Origin of the sequence: Escherichia sp. 93.1518 (assembly GCF_013368915.2) — a bacterium.
Lineage (GTDB): Bacteria > Pseudomonadota > Gammaproteobacteria > Enterobacterales > Enterobacteriaceae > Escherichia > Escherichia ruysiae.
This window is the reverse complement of the sequence record NZ_JABWMT020000002.1, coordinates 1-23,076: the sequence shown is the minus strand read 5'-3', so window position 1 is coordinate 23,076 and position 23,076 is coordinate 1. Positions and strand designations below refer to the sequence as shown.

Below are 23,076 nucleotides of genomic sequence, written 5' to 3'. Positions count from 1 at the left end.
TATGGCGTGAACGCCTTATCCGGCACATTACTTACTGCTGTGACGCCTGCTGAAACAGGTTTTCCCACATATCGGTCACCAGCGCCTGGTCACGCGGCGACAACTCACCTGCACCAATGGCTTTTTCCAGACTCTGGCTAACGGTTGTATGCACCGCCTGGGCGGAGTGGTCATCACCACTTTCCAGTTCTGCGATGGCTAATGTCAGGTGGCCACGCAAATATCCACTGGCAAACAACTCATCATCACTGGCATGGTCAACCATACCGTCGATTAATGCCAGAATGCGTGATTCAAACTCCGCGATCATCTTCTTTCCTCATTGTAAAACGTGGCACTGGCTTCAGTTGAGCTCTTCCGGCCACGGGAACTGTTCCGCCGTAAGTTCCGGCGTGTGATAATAATTTTGTAATGCGTTTATGAAGCGTGCCGGACGTTCGGGAATACCGTTTGCCAGATAATCCATTACCTGAGCATGTACCCGCCGTTGAAACACCACGCGATCCGGTTCGAAGTCGCCTTCCAGATTGTCGCAGCTAACATTAAACGGATATCCCGCCGCCACGCAGAACAACCAGTCGAGCGCCTGCGGCTTAACTTCAACATCTTCAAACTGGCTTTGCGTCTGGGCATCGCGTCCGTCCGGGCAATACCAGTAACCGAAATCAACCAGTTCACGGCGGGCTTTCCCGGCAATACACCAGTGCGAAATCTCGTGGATGGCGCTGGCATAAAAACCATGAGCAAAGACGATTCGGTTATACGGTACTTCCGCATCAGCAGGAAGATAGATCGGCTCGTCGTCGCCTTTAATCAGACGGGTATTAAATTCATCGGCAAAGCAGCCATTAAAAATTTCAATCAACTGCTCGTAGTGGTGTGTACTGTTCATTAGTTCATCCCCAACCAGTGGAGGATCTCCTGTCCGTGGCTATCGTAAAGTAATTTGGCACTCATCACCGCCGAGACAATAACAATCATCGGGCGGATCAGCTTTTGTCCTTTGCTCAACACCAGTCGTGAACCCATGCGCGCGCCGAGGAACTGCCCCACCAGCATCACAAAACCCGTCGCCCAGATCACTTTGCCGCCGAGAATAAACAGCAACAGGCCGCCGATGTTTGACGTCGCGTTGAGTAATTTGGCGTGGGCGGTGGCTTTGGCAAGATTAAATCCGCACAGCGTAACGAAGGCCAGCGCATAAAACGATCCGGCTGCCGGACCAAAGAATCCATCGTAAAAACCGACACAACCACCGGCAATTAACGCAAAAGGTAGGCCGTACATCCGGCGCTGGCGATCTTCTTCTCCCAGTTTGGGCATCAGCAAGAAATAGAGACCGATACAAATCACCAGGATGGGTAAAATCTGCCGTAGCACATCAGCCTGCACGTACTGCACCAGCAATGCGCCGCTCATTGAACCAACAAAGGTCATGGCGATATTGAGTTTCTGATCGCTTAAGCTGACGACTTTGCGGCGAATAAAATAGATAGTAGCGGAAATAGAGCCACCGCAGGCTTGCAGTTTATTGGTTGCCAGCGCGTTAGCCGGAGACATCCCCGCCGCCATCAATGCCGGAATGGTGAGTAACCCACCGCCACCGGCAATCGAGTCAATAAATCCCGCCAGCATGGCGACAAAAAAGAGAACGCCCAGCAATAGCGGGGAGACCATAAACAGGCTATTAAACGTTTCCATTAGATCACGTGCTCATCCAGTAGCGCCTGGCAGGAAGGCGGCAACGGAGGCGGTGTCTTCTTCTCAGGCTTGGTTGTTCCTGGTTTCGGTGGTTCAAACCAGCTTTGCAGTTCTACCCCGCAGCCATCGCCCGGCGGCGGTAAAGGTTGATCTTCACACTCCAGACTATCGGCAGGACAACGTAATCGTACATGCATATGCGCACGATGCTGGAACCAGGGTCGCACTTTACGCAACCAGTCGCGATCGGTGCCCGCATCAAGGCAAAGTTGTTGTTTAATCGCCGGATTAACAAAAATGCGGGTGACGTCTTTGTCCTGCGCAGCGAGTTTGATCAGGCTGAAAATTTCCGGCTTCCACAGCGTCGGGACGACGTGTTTGCCGTCGCGGGAAACTAAGTCCAGTGCCTGCGGGCGCAAGAGCTGCGCGGAGGTCCAGCGTTTTTTCGGCAGTTGCAGGAAGATATCGACATCCAGTCCGGTCTGGTGGCTGGCGTGACCGCCGTTAAAACGCCCACCAGCGGGCATCCCCATATCGCCAATCAGCACCGTGCCCAAACCCAGATTGCTCACCTGGCTACTCAGGCGTTGAATAAACATCACCAGATCCGGGTGTCCAAAATAGCGACGCTGGTCAGTACGCATCACCTGATAATGTTCGGACTGTACCGGCAGCGTGTCAGCGCCGACGATACAACCATTAGAAAAACTGCCTATCGATTGTGCGCTACCCGGCACAGGTTGGGTTATTTTTTGCCACGGCGTCGCTGCCAGGCTGGCGCTACTGGCAAGCAGGGCCAGCAGCGCAATCGCGGTTTTGTTCATGTTTTACCAGCGTGGAATATCAGTCTTTACATCGGCATTTTGCGCCCGCTGCCGTAACAGGTGATCCATCAAAACGATCGCCAGCATCGCTTCAGCAATCGGCACCGCACGTATCCCGACACAAGGATCGTGACGACCTTTGGTGATCATCTCAACTTCTTCGCCAAAGCGGTTGATCGTGCGCCCAGGCACGGTAATGCTGGAGGTCGGTTTCAGCGCCATATGGGCAATGATTTGTTGCCCGCTGCTGATACCACCAAGAATGCCGCCTGCGTGGTTGCTCAGGAAACCTTCTTTGGTGATTTCGTCGCGATTCTGGCTGCCGCGCAGCGCCACCACGTCAAAACCATCGCCAATTTCCACGCCTTTCACCGCGTTGATGCTCATCAGCGCGTGGGCGATGTCGGCATCCAGGCGATCAAAGACCGGCTCGCCAAGTCCGGCGGGGACGCCACTGGCAATAACGGTCACTTTCGCGCCGATAGAATCGCCCTCTTTTTTCAGCGCGCGCATCAGTTCATCTAAGGCGTCGATTTTGTCCGGGTCCGGGCAGAAGAACGGATTTTGCTCGACCTGCGACCAGTCTTTGATTTCCAGCGGAATGTCGCCCATTTGGGTCAGGCAACCGCGAATCTCAATACCAAATTTCTCAGCGAGATATTTTTTGGCAATCGCCCCTGCCGCAACGCGCATGGCGGTTTCACGGGCGGAAGAACGTCCGCCGCCGCGATAATCGCGCAGGCCGTATTTTTGTTCGTAGGTGTAATCGGCATGACCCGGACGGAAAACGTCTTTAATTGCGCTGTAATCCTGGGAACGCTGGTCGGTGTTTTCGATCAACAAGCCAATGCTGGTGCCGGTGGTGACGCCTTCAAAAACGCCGGAGAGAATTTTGACCTGATCCGGTTCACGACGCTGGGTGGTATAGCGCGATGTCCCAGGGCGACGACGGTCGAGGTCATGTTGCAGATCCGCTTCCGTGAGCGGAATTCCTGGCGGAACACCATCGACGATACAGCCGAGCGCCAGCCCGTGCGATTCGCCGAAGGTGGTTACGCGAAAGAGTTGTCCAATTGTGTTTCCAGCCATCACGGCTCCGTTATTGTTGTGTTTGCGTGTTTACTTAATCTTTATAAATTCCAAAATGTTCCCGTGCCGCAATAAGCTGCGCTTTGGTGAGCATAAACACACCATCGCCGCCGTTATCAAACTCCAGCCAGGTGAACGGAACATCCGGATATTGTTCCATAAGATGTACCATGCTGTTGCCCACTTCACAAATCAGCACGCCATCATCAGCAAGGTAATCTGCCGCGTTACCGAGAATGCGGCGCGTCAGTTTCAGGCCGTCGGTGCCAGATGCCAGACCCAGTTCCGGCTCGTGGCGGTATTCATTTGGCAGGTCGGACATATCTTCCGCATCGACGTACGGCGGGTTAGTGACGATCAGGTCGTACTGCACTTTCGGCAAGTCACGGAACAGATCGGATCGAATCGGAATGACGTTATGGATCAAACCGTGTTCTTCGATGTTCTGTTCGGCAACCGCCAGCGCGTCGGGAGAGATATCCACCGCGTCGACTTCCGCTTCCGGGAAAGCATAAGCGCAGGCAATGGCAATGCAGCCGCTGCCAGTGCACATATCCAGAATATGCTGCGGTTGTTTGCTGATGAGTCCGGCAAATTTATTGTTGATCAGTTCACCAATCGGCGAACGCGGCACCAGTACGCGTTCATCGACGTAAAATTCATGACCGCAGAACCAGGCTTTGTTAGTCAAATAGGCCACCGGAATGCGTTCGTTGACGCGGCGGATCACGCGCTCAACAATACGGTGTTTTTCGCTGGAGGTCAGGCGGGCGTTACGCATATCTTCCGGAATATCCAGCGGCAGGTAGAGCGACGGCAACACCAGTTGCACTGCTTCGTCCCACGGGTTGTCTGTGCCGTGACCGTACCAGATATTTGCCGCGCTGAAGCGGCTAACCGACCAGCGCAACATGTCCTGAATGGTTTGCAGCTCATTTACTGCTTCATCGACGAAAATTTTATCCACGTATTCCTCCAGGGCATGGTCGCATTAATTTCGGCGGCTAGTTTGCCATGAAGATGACGATAAATCAGCATTCACGCGGCGATGACACAGGAAAATTATGTTTTGACCGATCGATTGCGCTGCGAGTCGGGTAAACTGTAGGAAAATTAAAATAGAGATGCATAAATGAAAAAGAAAACAACACTCAGCGAGGAGGATCAGGCACTGTTTCGCCAGCTGATGGCGGGCACTCGCAAGATTAAGCAGGATACGATTGTCCATCGACCGCAGCGTAAAAAAATCAGCGAAGTGCCGGTCAAGCGGTTGATTCAGGAACAGGCGGATGCCAGCCATTATTTCTCCGATGAGTTTCAACCGTTATTAAATACCGAAGGCCCGGTGAAATATGTCCGCCCGGATGTCAGTCATTTTGAGGCGAAGAAACTGCGCCGTGGTGATTATTCGCCAGAGCTGTTTCTGGATTTGCATGGTCTGACGCAGCTTCAGGCCAAACAAGAGTTAGGCGCGTTGATTGCCGCCTGCCGCCGTGAGCATGTGTTTTGTGCCTGTGTGATGCATGGTCACGGGAAGCATATTTTAAAACAGCAAACACCGCTGTGGCTGGCGCAGCATCCGCATGTAATGGCATTTCACCAGGCACCGAAAGAGTATGGTGGCGACGCGGCGTTGCTGGTGTTGATTGAAGTGGAAGAGTGGCTGCCGCCAGAATTGCCCTGAATGGCAACAACCGGATATGGAATTTGTAGGTCGGATAAGATGCGTCAGCATCGCATCCGACAAGAAATGCCGGATGCGGCGTGAACGCCTTATCCGGCCTACGCACGACTGAATGACAACAACCGGATATGGAATTTGTAGGTCGAATAAGATGCGTTAACATCGCATCCGACAAGAAATGCCGGATGCGGCGTGAACGCCATATCCGGCATGGGCGCTACAGCATATTTAATATGTACTGGAATCGGCACGTAGCGTCTATAGGCTGCCTGCTACTGGTATCGACACGCACTAACATATCGTGCAGTTGCCGATCGGTAATCGGGTGCCTGGTTGGCGCCACCGTCACTTTAGCGTTATCGCATCCTTCAGCAGTAAAGGTAATCAACTGATTTACATAGCGACAATACGCGGCGCGTTCATCCGTTCCGCTGCCATCGCAGAGCTGACCATCTTTCATCAGGTAGGTCGATAAGTTTTGTTCAATCACGGCCCCGGTTGATTTCAGATTCAATAGCTGGCTGTGGACAACGCGACTAGCACTCCAGGAGATATCATAATTTGTTAATGGCTCACCTGGGCAAGTTGTTGTATAGGTGGTAGGCCCCCTATAATTCTCTACCCTCGGTTGATAATTATAATATACAGTTACAGAACTGTTTGCCGTCATCCCCACCATCCACGGGCACGTCTCTGCCGAACCGGAGACTTCTATAGTCATTACGAGATCGGAACATCTCCAGTTAAAATTTGGATCAATCTCTTTAACACCCGGACAATGTGAGTCTTGTGTAAAATCCCCCGACTTTATCGTTATTTTGGGTGCAGGAATGTTTCCCGGCCCAGTCCATGACTTATTAGGAAGATCCCCAATAGCGACGCCATACGATCGATTCTGATAATACTCCCCATGATAAACTCCATTGGTGGTGAGTAAATCCAGGTAGAAACGAAGCGTTGCATTGGCACCAACCGTACCATAATAGATCGTCACGTTATTATAGACTGCCCCCAGTTTCGCCTGAGCTCCCTGGCTAAAACACAGCACCAGCATGGCGCAAAGCAGTAATCGTATTTTTTTCATCTTATATATACTCAAAGGTTGCCGTCAGGTTGGCGGTAAAATCACCGAGCGTGACATCGCGACCGCTCTTCGCCTGCAGCCAGGCCCTGAAATTAATGTCATTGCTGCCATCGCTGAGTGTAAATTTCGCCCCGGTCGGGTTGTTAATCGACACCCGCACACCGTCGGTCGTCTCCATCCCAATCCCGACGCCCTGAGCGGCTGAGGTGGTATCCAGCGCAAGGAAACCCGGTTGCTCGCTGTCTTCCGTACCGGTAAGGGTCACCTGCACCTGGTAACTCGCTGGCCCCTTACAATCTTTCAACTTAAACACCACCGGAACGCGCGGGGATTCCCCGGCGACCATAAGATCCTGACGGCTGATGGCAGGAAAATGCACTTCTGCCAGATTTCCGCCATCAACCACCAGCGTGCAGGAACGGCTTAACAAGTTGCCGGAAAAATGCAGGTTGTTGTCCACGGCCAGAGTACGAGTACTACCGGTCAGCAGCAGACCCGCTAACAGCGCGTAACCGAGCGAATAAATGCGTCCTGTCTTCATTGATAATCCACCCGTAATGTTGCCCAGGCCGAAAACGTGGTATCACTCAACACCGCATCAGCCGATTTTACCGGTACAGCCTCCAGCTTCGGCTTTTGCGTAAAATCGGTGGCGTTAATGGCAAGCGGCGTATTCAGCTTAAAACGCTGACCATCGTGCTGAAGCTCAATACCAAAGCCGGGAACGTCTGTTTCGATAGCTGCGTCATTGTACGAGGTCTGCGTCCCCGTCCAGGTGAGCGTCATATTCCAGTCGGGATCGCGAACTGCGGAGTCACAGCTCAGGTCATAGTTCACTTCCTTGCGACCATAGTCCCCGTTGATGCTGTCGATGATGAGATCGCGAAATTCCACTTCGATGGTCTTTCCACCGCTGATAGTACAGACAGGCGGTGCCACCAGCGTACCGTGGAAGGTGATGTCATCGTCAGCGGCCAGAGCCATGCCGCCATACGCGCAGAGTAAAAAGAGCGAGAGTTTTTTCATTGGTAATCCACCACCATCGTCATGCTGGCGTTAAATTCCGCTGGCGTAAGCTGCACTCCACTTTGTTTTACCGGCACCGCTTTGAGATTGGGCAACTGGTTAACATTGAAATCAGACCAGTTACCTTCACCCACTTTAAACAGGGAGTTATCGGCACCGTTTTCAATGCGAATGCCCAGGCCTGAAATTTGCGTCGCAATGACCGTTTCCCCGTTAATCACGGTGGTGGAGCCTTTAAGCTGCATCCGCAGATCATCAACACCTGCTATTTTGTTACCGCAGTTCAGGGTATAAAGCGCATCCGTCGTGCGGTAATTTGTGCCATTTATTTTGCTAATGTACACATTGCCAAATTCAACATTGCTCCCCTTCACGGAACAGGGCGGTGGCGCATCGACCAGAATGCGCAACGATAATGACACCTTTTTACTTTCCCCTGCGACGGCAATGTTGCCCGTCAGCCAGCCGCTCAGGAGCAAAATGCCCGTTCCCACCAGAAACGTGTATTTCATAAGACTCTCCCGGCATTAACCTTTACGGCTCTGCTCTGCATCCACCTGGCAACTATTGCCGTTGCATTTAAAGATCAGCGAAAGTCGCGCGCCATAGTCGTTGACGTAAGTCAGCACCGGCACACTGTCCATCTTCACATTCAGCGGTGCGGATGTTTTCGGCGGCATCACCAGCGGCGTAAACCCGGCTGCCGGATTGCCATTTTTCTGCGTACTGGCGTTGCTGAGGATCACGTAATACGGCGTTGGGTTATTAACGGTGAAGGTCTGACCATTGCGGGTTAAGGTCACCTTGTGCTGCCACGGCTCTCTCATGTTGATTTCTGCCAGCGCCTTGGGTCGCCAGAACAATTTGATACGCGTTTGCAGCGCAATTTGCAGGGTGTTAGGTTTGTTCGATTTTGGCGGAATTTCACGCACGTTAAAGTAGAACATGCTCTCACGATCGGCGGGTAACTTGCTGATATCCGGCATTCCCTGGACTTTTACCTGACCATTCATCATCGCATCAATGCGCTGTACTGGCGGCAGTACCGTCAATGGCGAGCTGATTTTGTTGCCCTTTTCGTCTTCTATCCAGCTTTGCGCCAGGTATGGCAGCTTAGGATCGTTATTACGCAACGTGACGCTGATGGATTTGTCACTTTCTTTGAAGATCAAGCGGGTGCGGTCGGGCGTTACCGATGCGTGGGTTGTAAAACTGGCGGCGGTCACCAGCAGCGCCAGCGCCGGGGCAACCATTTTTGCAGTATTAGTCTGTGTATACATGGATCATTCCTTAATCACGTTATTGGTTAGCGGAGATAGCGACTGGCGGTGTACCCGGCGTGACCTGTTGCGTCTGTTCCTGAATCACCGGTTTGATTTCCACCGGCGTGGCAGGCACCACCGCGCCTTTTTGCTTACACGGCCGTAACAGACCGTTGAACAGGTCAGCAGGCAGTGGGTCTGGCAGGGCGATCTCACAGTGGGAAGCCCCATTCCATGAGACGCTCATACGTTCGCCAGCTTTTACCCCAGCCAGATAGACGTTGCCGTCGTCGTCGACCAGACCGACCTGCTGGTCGTGTTCGTTTTTCACTTCTGCACCAAATGGTGGATAACTACCATCACTCATGCGCAAGACGGCCATCGCCTTTTGTCCACTGATGACCGCAAATTTACGGTAGCCAATGGCTCCTTCGGTCAGCGTCGCCTGCACCACTGACTGCGTGGCTTCGGCGTTCTCTGGCAGTTTAGTCAGGTCAATAGTGGCCTGGTTACGGTAGTAGTTATTGACGTCCGCAACGACAGCTTTACCGAACATGTTGGTGTAAACCGCTGAACCGTTACCTTCGACCGGTACGTCAGCCACGCCGTCAGCGTCGATAAGCAGGCGCGTACCGCCCATGTTTTGAGTACGATGCAACGCGCCACCGTGCGCCGTTAACGTGGCTCCACCTTGCAGCGACAGCCCGGCAGAAGTGTATTGCCCTTCATGGTAGTTAGCACTCAGATCCACGTGTGCCATAGAGCCGTCATGGCTGTAATAACCATCGACGCTGGAGTGATTTTCACTGCTGCCAACGTTTATCTGATAGTGGCTGGCGTCATCAATACGGTTGAAGTATCCCACCTGACTGCTGTCTGAACCGCTGCCGTAGTTGCCGTTGTAACTCACGGTGCTGTTATCACCCCACGGCATACTTAAGGAGATATAGACGCCTTTGTCGGCGCTGTTGTCATACTCGTAGCGATAACCTGTCAGGGAGATACTCATGTTGCGAATGCCGCCCATATTGAAATAATGGGAAAGCATGACGTTGTAGTTGGTCTGCTCCTCGCGATCCCAGTAGGTATGGCGCGTATAGTTCAGATAAACAGAAACGCCGGCATCCCTGAAGTTCTGGTTATAGGTGGCGGTGTACATCTCTTTATCGTTGCCGGCGCGAACCATTTCGCTGTCATTCGCGTCCAGATACTCGCTCATGGTCATATAGTTCTCTTCAGAGAAGCGGTATCCGGCGAAGGTGACGCGGCTGTTTAGTTCATCAAAGTCTTTGGAGTAGCTGACGCGGAAAGAGTTACCGTCGAGCGTACCCTTGCCGTAAGCGGTTGAATCGTCGAGTCGGGTATGCGAGTGGGTAATATCAAACGCCATCGCGCCGAAAATGGAGAGATCGCGCCCGATGCCAAGCGCGGCAGACTGGTAGTTTTCATCGCCCAGCGCCCCGCCGTACAGCGACCAGCCGTTGGCTATCCCCCAGGACGCTTCGCCACCGGAGAAGAATCCGCCCTGTACATGGTGGCCCCACTCCTGCGGGCGCCCCATCATCACTTTGTAGCGCACCTGACCAGGGCGCGTCAGAAACGGCATGGAAGCGGTGCTAATGTCATACTCCTGCACCTGACCGTTCAGCTCTTCAATGCGCACATGCAGCGTACCAGAGTTAAATTCACCGAGATCCTGAATACGGAATGGTCCGGCAGGCACCTGGGTTTCATAAATTATGCGCCCAGCCTGACTGACGGTGACTTTCGCCGCTGTATGCGCCACGCCGGAAATATCCGGGGCGTAGCCGCGCAGGTTCGGCGGCAACATTTGATCGTCGGTACTGATGCTACCGCCGATGTAGTTAAAACCGTCAAAAATATCGGAGTCGAGGTAGTCTTCGCCAAGTGCCAGTTTGGCTTTCAGGCTCGGTAACGCACGCCAGGCGTAGTAACGGCTCCAGTCCCAATTTCTCTCGGTGCTGTTATCCGTCTCTTCATCGTTGCTGCGGGTGTGCTGATAATCGCTCTGCCAGTCGGCGCGCAAACGCCACGACCCAAGGTTAACGCCAACCGTACCATTTCCGCTGATGTCGTTGCTGTCATCGCCGCCATTTTCTTCGTGTCGGGTTTGGGCGTTGATGCTGTAATCGGCAATGAAACCGGGGATGCCATCATCCCAGCGCGAAGGTGGATCCCAGTCTACATCGCTGTATTCAAGATAAGCCTGCGGTAAGGTGATGAGCAGCGCGGACTGGCTTAAATCAGCACGTATTTCCAGACCGTCAAGTTGGCCTGGCTTGAGACATTTACCGTCGTTATCCCATTGCAATTTTTGTGCAATGTCTTCTTTAAAACCAAGCTGCGCCACCAGCTCCGGCGACAGGCAGGCATAAGTTTTATTTTTATCGTTTTCTGACGCATACCAGTAAATATCATATTCATCGGGTAACGGCTGTTTATTTACCTGAACCTGTAAATTATATTTACCCGGTTCAACATAACCCTGACTGGAAAAACGCTTCAGATCAATTTTCGTGTCGCCTTTTAATTCCAGAAAACGGGAATCAAACTGAATATCTTCGTCGGCCCAGGCATTGATATGGCATCCAGATATTGCCATAGCAACACACCAGGGAAGCGCCCGTAAGCGGAAAAGGGAATGGTCAGGCATACACGTATCCATCCGTGGTTATTTAAAGACTATCGAAACGCTAAAAACCCCTCATAGCATTGCTGCTATGAGGGGACATACCTTAGAGATAGGTAATCTGGAAGGTGGTATTAGCTTCAAAACCACCCAGGTCCGGCGCGTCAGTCGCACCTACCAGCCAGGCTTTAAAGTTTAAAGTTTGTTTCGGTTTGCCTTTGGAGGTTGCAGTATCTTTTACGATCTGCTGATTAATGCCAGCGCCACTTTTGTAAGAGGTTCCTTGTTGATCACCAATCGCCAGGCTCACGTTGTTAAACGCCGCACCGGTATCAGTATTAAAAATGGTGTAATAGTTGCCGCTATTCGCCGTAGACACAGTACCGGTGAAGGTAGTGGTCATGGTAGTTTGGGTATCAAACACACAGTCCTGCAAACGAATCTGGAAATCTTTCGGCGTGGTAGTGCCGTTGTTTTTCAGTTTATCTGCACCGATATTACCCATATCCACTTCCAGTTTGTGATCGTCTGGTACGATTGAGCAAACTGAATCTTCAATGGTGCCGTAAAAACGGGCAGTACCGTTGTTACCTTCTGCGAAAGAAGATGTTGAAGTGAACGCACCCATTACCATTGCTGCTGCAATAGCTGTTTTTACAAACTTACTCATTATTTGTCCTTAAACCATAAATAATTAGAATATAAGCTAACTGAAATATTGACGATAAAATCCCTCAATCTTTCTTCAGCAGCTTTTAACCAACCATTGAATAGGATTTCTGATCCATAAAATACGGGTTGCACGAGATGATATTCTTTGGCGTGGCGGCAATGTTGATATTTTAATGAGACTGATTCAATTTAAATTTACTAACAACACAGTGTAGAAATTTTTAAATAATCAATAGCACAAATAATAGCTTGAGGGTTATCTCAAAAAGCAGTAGAACATTTCATCAAAACGGTACAAACACTTTATACCATGAATGATTCTGGATCATAAAACAGCTAAAAATAAATATGGCAATTGTGACTTTAGCTTCTCGAAGATATAATATTAATCTTTCTGAATTAATATTATATCAAGACCCAAAAATATCTACTCAGCAATGTTATCTTTTATTTTTTAACACCTCTTTTCGAAAAATAATAACCCATGCAAAAAAGCAACAATTACTTCCATATGTAACTTTGTGAAAATAAATAAGCACCATTACTATAAATGGAAACATTTATTTTTTCACACCAGGACGATTAAACGCATTTAAATAGCAATGATTTCAATACAGTAAGCAAAACTAAGGCCCGACAGCTTACGCCAGCGGGCCTTACACGTTCATATCAAATTGCTTTTGCCATCTTCAGATTACACGGGCTCATCTGCCAGTTGAATTGACCTTTTCCGCTTTCATCAAGCGTTACGCTGGCAATGGCCGAGGTGGTAAACATAGGCGGCGTTTCGCCCGGACATAACTCGGCGACCAGATACCCGACTAATGGTAAATGGGAGATCACCAGTACCGAAGCAACACCTTCATTGGTCAACGCCTGCAGATAGGCACTGACCAGGCCAACATCGCCGCAGGGCGTTAACTCCGGCAGAACTTCTGCACTGGAAGGCAGGTTCAGACAATCCCCTACTTCGTCCAGTGTTTGCTCGGCTCGCAGGAACGGGCTCACCAGAACGCGTTCGATTTCCACTTTTTGACCTTTCAGCCAGTTCGCCATCAGGCGAGATTCGTCACAACCGTTAGTGGTCAGAGGACGAACCGAATCACTGGCGGCATCGAGGGCTGCGTCGCCGTGACGCATGATAAAAACTTGCATATTGCACCGCTTTTGTTAACCAGATTCGCCCGTCTTCTTTCATCTGAAACCAGATAAAGAGGACGGTGGCCGGCATTGTGCCTTATCCATTCACCGAATGAAACGCTGTTTTTTACCTCAATGGCGTAAGTATAGTCAATATGCGTTTACATTTTGAACAACACTCCGCCATTCAGCGCGGATTCATATAGCTTTGACCTTCTTATTGCAGGTCAGTTGCAGTTGTTTTCCAAAAACTTTCCCCACGCGCGCCCATCTCGACCAAACGCTCGCAAGGGGTAAAACGGGAACCATACTGCGTGGCCAGTCGTTGCATTATTGCAACCACTTCGCCCGCGCCGAGAGAATCGATATAGCGGAACGGTCCACCAAGAAATGGCGGAAAACCAATGCCAAATACCGCGCCAATGTCCCCGTCACGCACGCTACGGATAACCTGCTCATCCAGACAACGTACTGCTTCATTCAGCATCAACATCACACACCGTTCAGCAACCTGCGGTGCGGAAAGCCGCCCCTGCCCTTGCGCGCCAATCAGCGGGTAAATAGCGGGATCGACCTGTTTTTTGCTTTTACGCCCTTTCTGACCGTAAAGATAGAAACCCCGGCCATTTTTTCTGCCTTTGCGATCGTCGTTCAAAATTGAAGAAACAACATTTGCAGGCGCGCTAAAACGTTCTCCATAAGCTGCTTCCAGTACAGGAATAATTTTAGTCCCGGTGTCGATTCCTACCTCATCCAAAAGTTGGATTGGACCTACCGGAAAACCAAATTTCACCAGCGCGGCATCAATGTGCTCTACCCGCTCACCTTCGGTCAACATGCGAATAGCTTCATTAATGTAAGGCGCTAAGATGCGATTGACGTAAAACCCGGCTTTATCACGCACGACAATTGGCGTTTTACCCTGTTTTTTCGCCAGTTTTACCGTAGTGGCGATGGTTTGCACCGATGTCCCCGCATGAGGAATGATCTCCACCAGCGGCATTTTTTCCACCGGACTGAAGAAATGCAGGCCGATAACTTGCTCTGGTCGCGTGGCGTGAGCGGCGATATCGCCAATCGGTAAAGATGAGGTATTCGAAGCAAAAATGGTATGAGCGGCGCAGTTTTGCTCAACTTCTGCCACCATCTGTTGTTTTAATTCGAGATTTTCAAATACTGCTTCAATAATCAGATCGCGATGGGCAAAGCCGCGATAATCCGTCGCCCCCGAAATCAGCGCCAGCTGTTTGTCGCGTTCACTGGCTTTGAGATGACGGCGGAGCACTTTGCTCTCCAGCTGATCCCAACTGTATTTCAGCGCATGATTAATCCCCTGAGCGTTGATATCTTTAATTCGTACCGGCAGACCCGCTTTACAGGCAGTGACGTAAGCAATACCGCCGCCCATCAAGCCACCGCCTAAAATCCCCACGCTGTTTAAGGGAGCGGGTGCAACATTGCTGCCAGGATCTTTCTTCACATCAGTAATGGCAAAAAAGATATTGCGCAATGCCTTTGATTGCGACGTCATCGCCAGTTCACCAAAGGCTCTTGCTTCAGCGTCATAGCCGCTGCTGGTGCCCTGCGCTAACCCTGTCTCGACAACCTCAAGAATACGTTCCGTCGCCGGATAGTTACCCTGGGTTTTCTGTTCTGTTTTTTTGCTTACCATTTTGAATAACAGCGCACGACCTAATGGCCCCGCCATCACACGTTCGCGAACCGGGAGTGTCCGCGAAACCGGACGATCCTGCTTCGCCAGCTCCACAGCGGCTTCCAGTAAAATGGAATGCGGAACGACATCATCCACCAGCCCCAGCTTTAACGCCTGTTTTGCCCGAAGCTGCTTGCCGGTGAGGATCATCTCTAATGCTGTGCTGACGCCTATCAGGCGCGGTAAACGCTGGGTTCCACCTGAACCGGGTAACAACCCAAGCTGAACTTCAGGCAAACCGAGCACCGTTTTAGGATCGTCGGTACAGATGCGACCATGACACGCCAGTGCTAGCTCCAGCCCGCCGCCAAGACATGCGCCGTGAATAGCCGCGATAACCGGAACGGGCAAAGCATGAATCTCTGCCATTAACTGTTGCCCCTGCCGCGCCAGTGCTTCCGCTTCTTGCGCCGTTTTGCAGTTGCCGATCATGTTGATATCCGCGCCGGCAATAAAGTTGTCTGGTTTCGCGGAGATAAACACCACGCCGCGCAGATCTTTATTTTCGCGGAGTTGCTTAATAATGGCGCGCACCTGTGAGGCAAACTCCGCCTTCAGGGTGTTCATTTTCTCACCGGGAACGTCGATGGTGATGATGGCAATGTTGTCCAGACGCATATTGAGGGTAAATGCTGATGCCATTTCCATTATTCCGCCTCCAGAACCATTGCTGCGCCAAGCCCACCGGCAGCACAGGCGGTCACTAAACCAAATCCACCGCCGCGACGGCGAAGTTCATGCAATGTCTGGGTTATCATCCGCGCGCCAGTCGCCGCAAAGGGATGCCCGTAAGCTATCGAGCCGCCAAGCACGTTAAATTTGCTGTCGTCCACTTCACCAGTGGCATGTGCGCGCCCCAGCACATCGCGGGCAAAACGTTCGCTACCCAGTAACTGAATATTCGCCAGCGTCTGGGCAGCAAAGGCTTCGTGCATATCAATCAATGTCAGATCGCTCATCGTCAAACCGGCACGTTCCAGCGCCAGCGGTGTTGACCAGGCCGGGCCGAGCAGCATGTCCTGCCAGACATCTATCGCGGTAAATGCATAACTGCGCAGATATCCCAGCGGCACCAGCCCTAATTCTTTCGCCCGCGATTCGGTCATCAGGATCACCGCCGCAGCACCATCGGTCAGCGGCGTACTGTTTGCCGCCGTTACCGTTCCGTGTTTGCGATCAAACGCCGGACGCAGCTTTGCGTAATCGGCAAGCGTGGAATTACCGCGAATATTATTATCTTCCGCGAACGGTTGTTTATAAGGAGGGATAAAGGCGGTCATCACTTCTTCTTTGAGTTTACCTTCCGACCACGCCTGAGCGGCTCGCTGATGCGAACGATGCGCCAGCGCATCTTGCTGTTCGCGAGTAATGCCGTAGGTTTTCGCCATTTGTTCGGCGGTGTCACCCATCCGCAAGCCCGTGGAATATTCTGCTACCGCAGGCGGTACAGGCATTAAGTCACGCAAACGCAGGCGGGAAAAGAGTTTCAGCCGTTGACTCATTGTGCGTGCTTTGTTGACATCCACCAGCACGCGCGCCAGCTTTTTACTAACGCCAATCGGCAATACCGACGAGGAATCTGCCCCACCGGCAATCCCCGCGCGAATAGTTCCCGCCATCAGGCTTTCGGCAACGTTTGCCACAGCCTGGAAACTGGTGGCACAGGCACGACTGACGCTGTAAGCATCGGTATGGACGTTCATTCCGGTGCCAAGAACAATTTCACGCGCAATGTTGGGGGCTTCCGGCATTTGCACAACCTGACCAAATACCAGTTGTTCAATCAATTCGGCGGGGATCTCGCTACGAGCAAGCAGTTCTCCGACGACCATCTTCCCCAAATCAACAGCGGGAATGCCATGAAAAGCCGTCGCCTGGCGAGCAAAAGGCGTGCGTAATCCGCTAACGATGGCGATACGATCGCCCTGACGGGTAACCAGCGGTAAAACCTGACCCATAACACTCCCCTGTAAAAAAATATATAAAGTGGTCTGACCTGATCATAGTCTTAACCATTTTTTTACATTTAGCCAAGTGGAGAAAAGGGAAAGTGGGAGCTATGACACAGAGAGAAAAGAAGAAGAGAAAACAAAACGCCCCTGCCAGCAACTGGCAGGGGCGTACGTACCCAAGAGGAATTAACGCAGACCCAGCTGGAAGATCAGCATTTCAGCTTCGCAGGCAAAAGTGAAATCGATATCCAGGCGAACACCATCAGACTCTTCAGTGAAAGTCGGGGTGATTTTGCAAGGTTCGGATTCCACGCCACGGGCTTTTTCAGTCAGCGCCGCCAGCATTTGTTCTGCTTCTGCGCGGTTTGCAAACACGCGGCTATAAGACGCGGTGCAATCGGAGTTGTCCATAATGGTGCCAACATCCATACAGCAGCAAACCGGGGTTTCATCAGCACTACATTTACTCATCGTTGATTTCCTCTGTATGTGCACCCAAGGTGCCAGATAAACGTTGCGGATATTTTACGCTTCCGGAAAGTGCTGCTCCAGTTGTTAATTCTGCAAAATCGGATAAGTGACCGAAATCACACTTAAAAATGATCTAAAACAAAATTCACCCGGATGGATGAGTGCGCCACCTCCAAATTTTGCCAGCTGGATCGCGTTTCTTAGATCATATTTGAAAAAAGATAGAAACATACTTGCAACATTCCATCTGGTCAGACCTATACTCTCGCCACTGGTCTGATTTCTAAGATGTACATCAGCACCTACACTTCGCGCTCCTGTTACAGCACGTAACATAGTTTGTATAAAAATAAATTATTGAGGTTATGGTCATGAGCCAGAAAACCCTGTTTACAAAGTCTGCTCTCGCAGTCGCAGTGGCACTTATCTCCACCCAGGCCTGGTCGGCAGGCTTTCAGTTAAACGAATTTTCTTCCTCTGGCCTGGGCCGGGCTTATTCAGGGGAAGGCGCAATTGCCGATGATGCCGGTAACGTCAGCCGTAACCCCGCGTTGATTACCATGTTTGACCGCCCGACTTTTTCTGCGGGTGCGGTTTATATTGATCCGGATGTAGATATTACCGGACATTCTAATTTAACCGGTCAGAGTGCAAATGCTAAAAATATCGCACCGACAGCGTGGGTACCTAACCTGCACTTTGTCGCGCCTATTAACGATCAGTTTGGTTGGGGGGCGTCAATAACGTCCAACTACGGCCTGGCTACGGAATTTACCGACAACTACGCTGCTGGTATCTATGGCGGTAAAACTGATCTGCAGACAATCAACCTTAACCTTAGCGGGGCTTATCGCCTTAACAATAGCTGGAGTTTTGGTCTTGGTTTTGATGCTGTTTACGCCAAGGCAAAAATTGAGCGTTACGCCGGTTCGCTGGGGCCTTTGTTGTCTCAACAGTTGATTGCCCAGGGTGTACCCGCTTCATTGACCAATGGTATTAATACTCCGGACTCTCAAATTGCTCATCTGAAAGGTGACGAGTGGGGCTTTGGCTGGAACGCGGGTATTCTTTATGAACTGGATAAAGATAACCGTTGGGGCCTGACATATCGTTCAGAAGTTAAAATCGACTTCGAAGGGGATTACAAAAGCTCCATTAACCCAAATCTGAACAACATTTTGGGTAACATGGGCTTGCCATATGGCACGATGGGTGCAACACAAAATGGATCCTTGACGCTCAACCTGCCTGAGATGTGGGAGATTTCTGGTTATAACCGTGTTGCGCCGCAGTGGGCAATTCACTACAGCATGGCCTATACCAGCTGGAGCCAGTTCCAGGAGTTGAAAGCGAAAGGTGATAGTGGTCAGACGCTGTTCTATAAAGATGAAGGATTCCGTGACGCATATCGTATCGCGTTGGGTGCAACCTACTATTACGATAAAAACTGGACCTTCCGTACTGGTATCGCCTATGACGACAGCCCGGTTCCGGCGGATAAACGTTCTATTTCCATTCCTGACCAGGATCGCTTGTGGTTAAGTGCTGGGTTAACCTACGCATTTAATGAAGATGCATCCATTGACGTTGGCGCATCTTATATGCATGGTCAGAAAGTGAAATTCACCGAAGGTGAAGGCGCGGCAGCTTATTCCTTCGAGTCTGAAGGTAAAGCCTGGCTGTTCGGTACTAACTTTAATTACGCGTTCTAATAACACGTTCGTTTAATAAGAAAAAAGGTGAGTTTTACGACTCACCTTTTTTATTTGCGGCTTATTCAGAATCGATATCTTTTAAATCATCCTGAATCGCTTGCGCATTCGGGTTTTCTTGTGGTTTGAGTTCACCGCCATTGGCGATGAAATCATGACGCTGGAAGTAAGCCTCGCGCACCATGATATAAGGATCGGAGGACTGGCGAAGCAAGCCGTCAGAATCCAGCAACTGCGCACGAGTTTCGATCCCTTCAAGCGTCCATTTACCCACCGACATCGGCCACGTCAGCCAGGAAAGTACCGGGTAAAGACTATCTGCCATATCACCGCCGTCATCACGCAGCGTAAAGCTACCGTAGAACGGTAACTGAACGTACGGCCCATAGCCCACGCCATAGTGACCGAGCGTGCTACCAAAACGGTGAGGTTCCGTGCGTTGCAGTTTCGGATTCGCCATCCCCGCAACATCAATAAAGCCGCCCATACCCAAAATGGTGTTCAGGAAAAAGCGGGTAAAGTGAACCATCCCCTGATAAGGGTCGCCCTGCAAGAAGTAGTTAACCATCACCGCAGGTTCTTCAAGGTTGCCAGTAAAGTTGCTCAAACCGTTACGCGCCGGTTGCGGAACATAATCACGCCAGACGACAGCTACCGGTCGAACCACATACGGGTCTAACACATTGAAGTTAAAATTGTACATAGTGCGGTTGAACCCTTCTAACGGGTCAGAACGCCCTTGCTGATCTGTACCGGAACTCGCACACCCCACCAGAAGCGTAGTTCCCAGAGCAAGCGCCGACAGGCGAAGCTTCATAAATGTCTCCCTGTTTTTTATGGCTTTTTTATGGCTTATGCAGTTTGCCATCCATGACGGAACGATACCGTATCCGCCTGTTTAGGTGTGGGCGATTGTAACAGCACGTCAACTGATGTCCAGACGCCCTGGAATGCTGACTTGATCATAGCCTGGTAATCGCCGCCCTGTAGGCTACTTGATTCTGTAGAAACAGAAAAAGGCAAACGCAGCCTTTTATACATTTTCAGAGTAACTCCCGCCAGTTGCGAGCAAAAAAGCCGCTACGCTTTAGCTATACGTGCTAATTCAAGAGACGACATCATGGACAATGACAAAATAGATAAACACAGCGACGAACTTGAAGTAGAGAGCGAAGAAAAAGAACGCGGGAAAAAAATAGAAATAGATGAAGACCGGCTCCCCTCCAGAGCGATGGCTATTCACGAACATATCCGCCAGGACGGCGAAAAAGAGCTGGAGCGCGACGCGATGGCGCTACTGTGGTCAGCCATTGCTGCGGGTCTGTCGATGGGCGCATCTCTACTGGCAAAAGGGATATTTCATGTCGAACTGGAAGGCGTACCGGGGAGCTTTTTGCTGGAGAATCTGGGTTATACCTTTGGTTTTATTATCGTCATTATGGCTCGCCAGCAATTATTTACTGAGAATACCGTAACTGCGGTACTGCCGGTGATGCAAAAACCGACTATCGGCAACATCGGCTTACTGATGCGGTTATGGGGCGTCGTGCTGCTGGGTAATATTCTCGGAACAGGTATTGCGGCGTGGGCGTTTGAGTATATGCCTATCTTTAATGAAGAAACCCGCGATGCGTTTGTCAAAATCGGCATGGGTGTGATGAAGAACACCCCCAGCGAGATGTTTGCCAACGCGATCATCTCCGGCTGGCTTATAGCCACAATGGTATGGATGTTCCCTGCTGCGGGAGCGGCAAAGATTGTCGTAATTATATTGATGACATGGCTTATCGCACTGGGCGACACTACCCACATCGTCGTCGGTTCTGTAGAGATCCTCTATCTGGTCTTTAACGGCACGCTGCACTGGAGCGATTTCATCTGGCCATTCGCGCTACCTACTCTGGCGGGAAACATCTGCGGCGGCACCTTCATCTTCGCATTAATGAGCCATGCGCAAATCCGTAACGATATGAGTAACAAGCGTAAAGAAGAGGCACGCCAGAAAGCAGAACATGCGGAAATCATTAAGAAAAATGATAAAAATCCGCTATAAGTGGCGAGGGTTTAAGCAATCGAGCGGCAGTGTACTTACTCCGCTGTTTAATAGCGGTTATACTCATGCCGCATTGTCCTCTTAGTTAAATGGATATAACGAGCCCCTCCTAAGGGCTAATTGCAGGTTCGATTCCTGCAGGGGACACCATTTATCAGTTCGCTCCCATCCGTACCAGTCCGCAAAATCCCATAAATATCAAGCTTTCCGTGCATCCACAGTTCGTCATAGTTCGCGTAAGATTGTTAACAGCCGCACTCCATGACGGGTAAAAAGTGGATAAAATAATTTTACCCACCAGATTTTTACCCATGCTCACTGTTAAACAGATTGAAGCAGCAAAGCCGAAAGAAAAACCATGTCGACTTCTCGATGGTAATGGCCTGTACCTTTATGTCCCTGCGTCAGGGAAAAGGTATGGCAGCTTCGCTACAAGATTGACGGTAAGGAGAAAATACTGACTGTCGGAAAATATCCGCTAATGACTTTGCAGGAGGCAAGGGATAAGGCATGGACTGCGAGGAAAGACATCTCGGTTGGCATCGATCCGGTAAAGGCGAAAAAGGCTTCGTCTAACAACAATTCCTTTAGTGCAATATACAAGGAATGGTACGAGCATAAGAAGCAAGTATGGTCAGTAGGGTATGCGACTGAACTTGCCAAAATGTTTGATGACGACATTTTACCCATCATCGGCGGTCTTGAGATTCAGGATATTGAGCCGATGCAATTGCTGGAAGTAATTCGCAGATTTGAAGATCGCGGAGCAATGGAGCGAGCCAACAAAGCCCGCAGAAGATGCGGCGAGGTTTTCCGTTACGCTATTGTCACCGGCAGGGTTAAATATAACCCGGCACCTGACCTTGCTGACGCCATGAAGGGATACCGTAAGAAAAACTTCCCGTTTCTGCCTGCAGACCAGATACCGCAATTCAATAAAGCACTGGCAACATTTTCAGGGAGTATTGTATCGCTCATTGCGACTAAAGTTTTGCGCTACACAGCCCTAAGAACGAAAGAGCTTCGTTCCATGCTATGGAAGAACGTCGATTTTGAAAACAGGATTATCACCATCGACGCCAGTGTGATGAAGGGTCGCAAGATTCATGTGGTCCCGATGTCGGACCAGGTGGTTGAACTTCTCACTACGCTAAGCTCAATCACTAAACCAGTATCAGAGTTTGTTTTTGCCGGGCGCAACGATAAGAAGAAGCCAATTTGCGAGAACGCGGTGCTACTTGTGATCAAACAAATCGGCTATGAGGGTCTGGAAAGCGGTCACGGATTCAGGCATGAATTCAGCACGATTATGAACGAGCACGAATGGCCTGCTGACGCTATTGAAGTGCAACTGGCACATGCCAACGGCGGATCTGTGCGCGGGATTTACAACCATGCTCAGTATCTAGATAAGCGCAGAGAAATGATGCAATGGTGGGCGGATTGGCTTGATGAAAGTGTGCTGTAATCCTCATATCCAACCTAAGAGATATGCACAATTTTGTAGATCGACACAAACAAATTTTACATTTCAGTATCATACAATGTGTTGACTCAATTTTATGGCACGGAACAACTTTTAGAATGAATGTGATAGAATCACGCGAAATTTCGCATTATATGTAGAGAGAAAACTTAATGCTTAAGTATAGGAAAGAGCTTGATGGATTGCGTTGTTTGGCAGTGATGGCTGTCATCATTTATCACTCTGGCATTTCTTTGTTTGGAGTAAAGATATTCAAAGGCGGATTCTTTGGAGTTGATGTCTTCCTGGTTCTTTCAGGGTATTTAATTACAGATATCATTATAAATAAACTTGATAGCCGCTCTTTCTCACTAACTGACTTCTATTGGAGACGCATAAAGAGAATTGTTCCTGCTCTTATTGCCATGCTTGTAGTTACATCGATAGTGGCTTATAAAATTCTTCTACCAAATGACTTAGTAAAATTCTCTGAATCTCTCATTTCTGCTATTTATTTTGGTTCTAATTATTATTTTCTTGGTGAAGATTGCTATGTATCAAATGCAAGTATATTTAA

At 50.2% G+C, this 23,076-nt stretch carries 22 protein-coding genes, 1 tRNA gene and 1 pseudogene; 6 read left to right on the top strand and 18 right to left on the bottom strand.

The features are described from left to right. Positions 1-31: 31 nt before the first annotated feature. From HEN21_RS01750 to prmB, 6 genes are read right to left on the bottom strand one after another with little or no spacing between them, the layout of a single operon-like run. Positions 32-310 (bottom strand): YfcL family protein, encoded by a 279-nt coding sequence (locus HEN21_RS01750; protein ID WP_000559764.1) that lies wholly within the window; start codon positions 308-310, stop codon positions 32-34. 33 nt (positions 311-343) lie between these two features. After that, complete coding sequence (epmC, locus tag HEN21_RS01745) at positions 344-892, bottom strand: elongation factor P hydroxylase (protein WP_001089209.1); 549 nt, start codon at positions 890-892, stop codon at positions 344-346. Next, complete coding sequence (locus HEN21_RS01740; protein WP_000447361.1) at positions 892-1,701, bottom strand: sulfite exporter TauE/SafE family protein; 810 nt, start codon at positions 1,699-1,701, stop codon at positions 892-894. Before HEN21_RS01740 ends, epmC begins: the two co-directional genes overlap by 1 nt. Continuing rightward, on the bottom strand, positions 1,701-2,525 hold the full coding sequence (gene mepA, locus HEN21_RS01735; RefSeq protein WP_176252026.1) for a penicillin-insensitive murein endopeptidase: 825 nt from the start codon (positions 2,523-2,525) through the stop codon (positions 1,701-1,703). Before mepA ends, HEN21_RS01740 begins: the two co-directional genes overlap by 1 nt. Before the next feature lie 3 nt (positions 2,526-2,528). After that, a complete protein-coding gene (gene aroC, locus HEN21_RS01730) occupies positions 2,529-3,614 on the bottom strand; it encodes a chorismate synthase (RefSeq protein WP_105285568.1) in 1,086 nt (361 codons plus the stop codon). A 34-nt stretch (positions 3,615-3,648) separates the two neighbouring features. Then, positions 3,649-4,581, bottom strand: a complete 933-nt coding sequence (gene prmB, locus HEN21_RS01725; protein WP_010351486.1) for a 50S ribosomal protein L3 N(5)-glutamine methyltransferase — start codon at positions 4,579-4,581, stop codon at positions 3,649-3,651. A gap of 165 nt (positions 4,582-4,746) precedes the next feature. Between prmB and smrB the strand changes: the two genes are divergently transcribed. Further along, a complete protein-coding gene (gene smrB, locus HEN21_RS01720; protein WP_000730806.1) occupies positions 4,747-5,298 on the top strand; it encodes an endonuclease SmrB in 552 nt (183 codons plus the stop codon). 217 nt (positions 5,299-5,515) lie between these two features. Here smrB and HEN21_RS01715 read toward each other — a convergent pair whose 3' ends face one another. The 11 genes from HEN21_RS01715 to HEN21_RS01665 form a co-directional block, all read right to left on the bottom strand. After that, complete coding sequence (locus HEN21_RS01715) at positions 5,516-6,382, bottom strand: StfH/YfcO family fimbrial adhesin (protein WP_105285569.1); 867 nt, start codon at positions 6,380-6,382, stop codon at positions 5,516-5,518. 1 nt (position 6,383) lies between these two features. After that, positions 6,384-6,923 carry a fimbrial protein gene (locus HEN21_RS01710; RefSeq protein WP_000847941.1) on the bottom strand — a complete coding sequence of 180 codons (540 nt, stop codon included), beginning with the start codon at positions 6,921-6,923 and terminating at the stop codon, positions 6,384-6,386. Next, a complete protein-coding gene (locus HEN21_RS01705) occupies positions 6,920-7,408 on the bottom strand; it encodes a fimbrial protein (RefSeq protein WP_176252027.1) in 489 nt (162 codons plus the stop codon). Before HEN21_RS01705 ends, HEN21_RS01710 begins: the two co-directional genes overlap by 4 nt. Further along, positions 7,405-7,920: a fimbrial protein gene (locus tag HEN21_RS01700; protein ID WP_176252028.1), complete on the bottom strand. Its 516-nt coding sequence runs from the start codon at positions 7,918-7,920 to the stop codon at positions 7,405-7,407. Before HEN21_RS01700 ends, HEN21_RS01705 begins: the two co-directional genes overlap by 4 nt. Before the next feature lie 15 nt (positions 7,921-7,935). Then, the gene (locus HEN21_RS01695; protein ID WP_176252029.1) at positions 7,936-8,688 is read right to left on the bottom strand and encodes a fimbria/pilus periplasmic chaperone; all 753 of its coding nucleotides are present in this window, start codon (positions 8,686-8,688) and stop codon (positions 7,936-7,938) included. 19 nt (positions 8,689-8,707) lie between these two features. Further along, complete coding sequence (locus tag HEN21_RS01690) at positions 8,708-11,344, bottom strand: fimbrial biogenesis outer membrane usher protein (protein WP_176252030.1); 2,637 nt, start codon at positions 11,342-11,344, stop codon at positions 8,708-8,710. Between the two features lie 82 nt (positions 11,345-11,426). Beyond that, a complete protein-coding gene (locus HEN21_RS01685) occupies positions 11,427-11,990 on the bottom strand; it encodes a fimbrial protein (protein WP_000033321.1) in 564 nt (187 codons plus the stop codon). Between the two features lie 671 nt (positions 11,991-12,661). Then, complete coding sequence (sixA, locus tag HEN21_RS01680; protein WP_001195811.1) at positions 12,662-13,147, bottom strand: phosphohistidine phosphatase SixA; 486 nt, start codon at positions 13,145-13,147, stop codon at positions 12,662-12,664. Between the two features lie 202 nt (positions 13,148-13,349). After that, positions 13,350-15,494, bottom strand: coding sequence for a fatty acid oxidation complex subunit alpha FadJ (gene fadJ / locus HEN21_RS01675; protein WP_176252031.1), 2,145 nt, complete (start codon positions 15,492-15,494; stop codon positions 13,350-13,352). Next, on the bottom strand, positions 15,494-16,804 hold the full coding sequence (gene fadI, locus HEN21_RS01670) for an acetyl-CoA C-acyltransferase FadI (RefSeq protein ID WP_176252032.1): 1,311 nt from the start codon (positions 16,802-16,804) through the stop codon (positions 15,494-15,496). The genes fadJ and fadI overlap by 1 nt, the downstream gene beginning before the upstream one ends. Before the next feature lie 180 nt (positions 16,805-16,984). Next, the gene (locus tag HEN21_RS01665) at positions 16,985-17,269 is read right to left on the bottom strand and encodes a YfcZ/YiiS family protein (RefSeq protein ID WP_010353400.1); all 285 of its coding nucleotides are present in this window, start codon (positions 17,267-17,269) and stop codon (positions 16,985-16,987) included. A gap of 371 nt (positions 17,270-17,640) precedes the next feature. Here HEN21_RS01665 and fadL point away from each other — a divergent pair, with 371 nt between their 5' ends. Next, on the top strand, positions 17,641-18,981 hold the full coding sequence (gene fadL, locus HEN21_RS01660) for a long-chain fatty acid transporter FadL (RefSeq protein ID WP_010355469.1): 1,341 nt from the start codon (positions 17,641-17,643) through the stop codon (positions 18,979-18,981). Between the two features lie 61 nt (positions 18,982-19,042). On the opposite strand, the gene mlaA is transcribed toward fadL, so the two are convergent. After that, positions 19,043-19,798 (bottom strand): phospholipid-binding lipoprotein MlaA, encoded by a 756-nt coding sequence (gene mlaA / locus HEN21_RS01655; protein WP_000776783.1) that lies wholly within the window; start codon positions 19,796-19,798, stop codon positions 19,043-19,045. 303 nt (positions 19,799-20,101) lie between these two features. Between mlaA and HEN21_RS01650 the strand changes: the two genes are divergently transcribed. The 4 genes and pseudogenes from HEN21_RS01650 to HEN21_RS01635 form a co-directional block, all read left to right on the top strand. Then, entirely contained in the window at positions 20,102-21,034 is a 933-nt protein-coding gene (locus HEN21_RS01650; RefSeq protein ID WP_000368111.1) for a formate/nitrite transporter family protein, read from the top strand. 75 nt (positions 21,035-21,109) lie between these two features. Continuing rightward, a tRNA-Arg gene (locus HEN21_RS01645) sits at positions 21,110-21,184 on the top strand. Positions 21,185-21,345: 161 nt separating this feature from the next. Further along, a pseudogene (gene intS / locus HEN21_RS01640) lies at positions 21,346-22,502 on the top strand (prophage integrase IntS). Positions 22,503-22,672: 170 nt separating this feature from the next. Next, positions 22,673-23,076: acyltransferase family protein (locus HEN21_RS01635; protein ID WP_183082898.1), on the top strand; the 404-nt coding region annotated here is incomplete at its 3' end.

What these genes read in the sequence shown, in the direction of transcription:
- HEN21_RS01750 (WP_000559764.1), bottom strand. Translation starts at nt 310, where the DNA reads ATGATCGCGGAGTTTGAATCACGCATTCTGGCATTAATCGACGGTATG.
- epmC (WP_001089209.1), bottom strand. Translation starts at nt 892, where the DNA reads ATGAACAGTACACACCACTACGAGCAGTTGATTGAAATTTTTAATGGC.
- HEN21_RS01740 (WP_000447361.1), bottom strand. Translation starts at nt 1,701, where the DNA reads ATGGAAACGTTTAATAGCCTGTTTATGGTCTCCCCGCTATTGCTGGGC.
- mepA (WP_176252026.1), bottom strand. Translation starts at nt 2,525, where the DNA reads ATGAACAAAACCGCGATTGCGCTGCTGGCCCTGCTTGCCAGTAGCGCC.
- aroC (WP_105285568.1), bottom strand. Translation starts at nt 3,614, where the DNA reads ATGGCTGGAAACACAATTGGACAACTCTTTCGCGTAACCACCTTCGGC.
- smrB (WP_000730806.1), top strand. Translation starts at nt 4,747, where the DNA reads ATGAAAAAGAAAACAACACTCAGCGAGGAGGATCAGGCACTGTTTCGC.
- HEN21_RS01715 (WP_105285569.1), bottom strand. Translation starts at nt 6,382, where the DNA reads ATGAAAAAAATACGATTACTGCTTTGCGCCATGCTGGTGCTGTGTTTT.
- HEN21_RS01710 (WP_000847941.1), bottom strand. Translation starts at nt 6,923, where the DNA reads ATGAAGACAGGACGCATTTATTCGCTCGGTTACGCGCTGTTAGCGGGT.
- HEN21_RS01705 (WP_176252027.1), bottom strand. Translation starts at nt 7,408, where the DNA reads ATGAAAAAACTCTCGCTCTTTTTACTCTGCGCGTATGGCGGCATGGCT.
- HEN21_RS01700 (WP_176252028.1), bottom strand. Translation starts at nt 7,920, where the DNA reads ATGAAATACACGTTTCTGGTGGGAACGGGCATTTTGCTCCTGAGCGGC.
- HEN21_RS01695 (WP_176252029.1), bottom strand. Translation starts at nt 8,688, where the DNA reads ATGTATACACAGACTAATACTGCAAAAATGGTTGCCCCGGCGCTGGCG.
- HEN21_RS01690 (WP_176252030.1), bottom strand. Translation starts at nt 11,344, where the DNA reads ATGCCTGACCATTCCCTTTTCCGCTTACGGGCGCTTCCCTGGTGTGTT.
- HEN21_RS01685 (WP_000033321.1), bottom strand. Translation starts at nt 11,990, where the DNA reads ATGAGTAAGTTTGTAAAAACAGCTATTGCAGCAGCAATGGTAATGGGT.
- sixA (WP_001195811.1), bottom strand. Translation starts at nt 13,147, where the DNA reads ATGCAAGTTTTTATCATGCGTCACGGCGACGCAGCCCTCGATGCCGCC.
- fadJ (WP_176252031.1), bottom strand. Translation starts at nt 15,494, where the DNA reads ATGGAAATGGCATCAGCATTTACCCTCAATATGCGTCTGGACAACATT.
- fadI (WP_176252032.1), bottom strand. Translation starts at nt 16,804, where the DNA reads ATGGGTCAGGTTTTACCGCTGGTTACCCGTCAGGGCGATCGTATCGCC.
- HEN21_RS01665 (WP_010353400.1), bottom strand. Translation starts at nt 17,269, where the DNA reads ATGAGTAAATGTAGTGCTGATGAAACCCCGGTTTGCTGCTGTATGGAT.
- fadL (WP_010355469.1), top strand. Translation starts at nt 17,641, where the DNA reads ATGAGCCAGAAAACCCTGTTTACAAAGTCTGCTCTCGCAGTCGCAGTG.
- mlaA (WP_000776783.1), bottom strand. Translation starts at nt 19,798, where the DNA reads ATGAAGCTTCGCCTGTCGGCGCTTGCTCTGGGAACTACGCTTCTGGTG.
- HEN21_RS01650 (WP_000368111.1), top strand. Translation starts at nt 20,102, where the DNA reads ATGGACAATGACAAAATAGATAAACACAGCGACGAACTTGAAGTAGAG.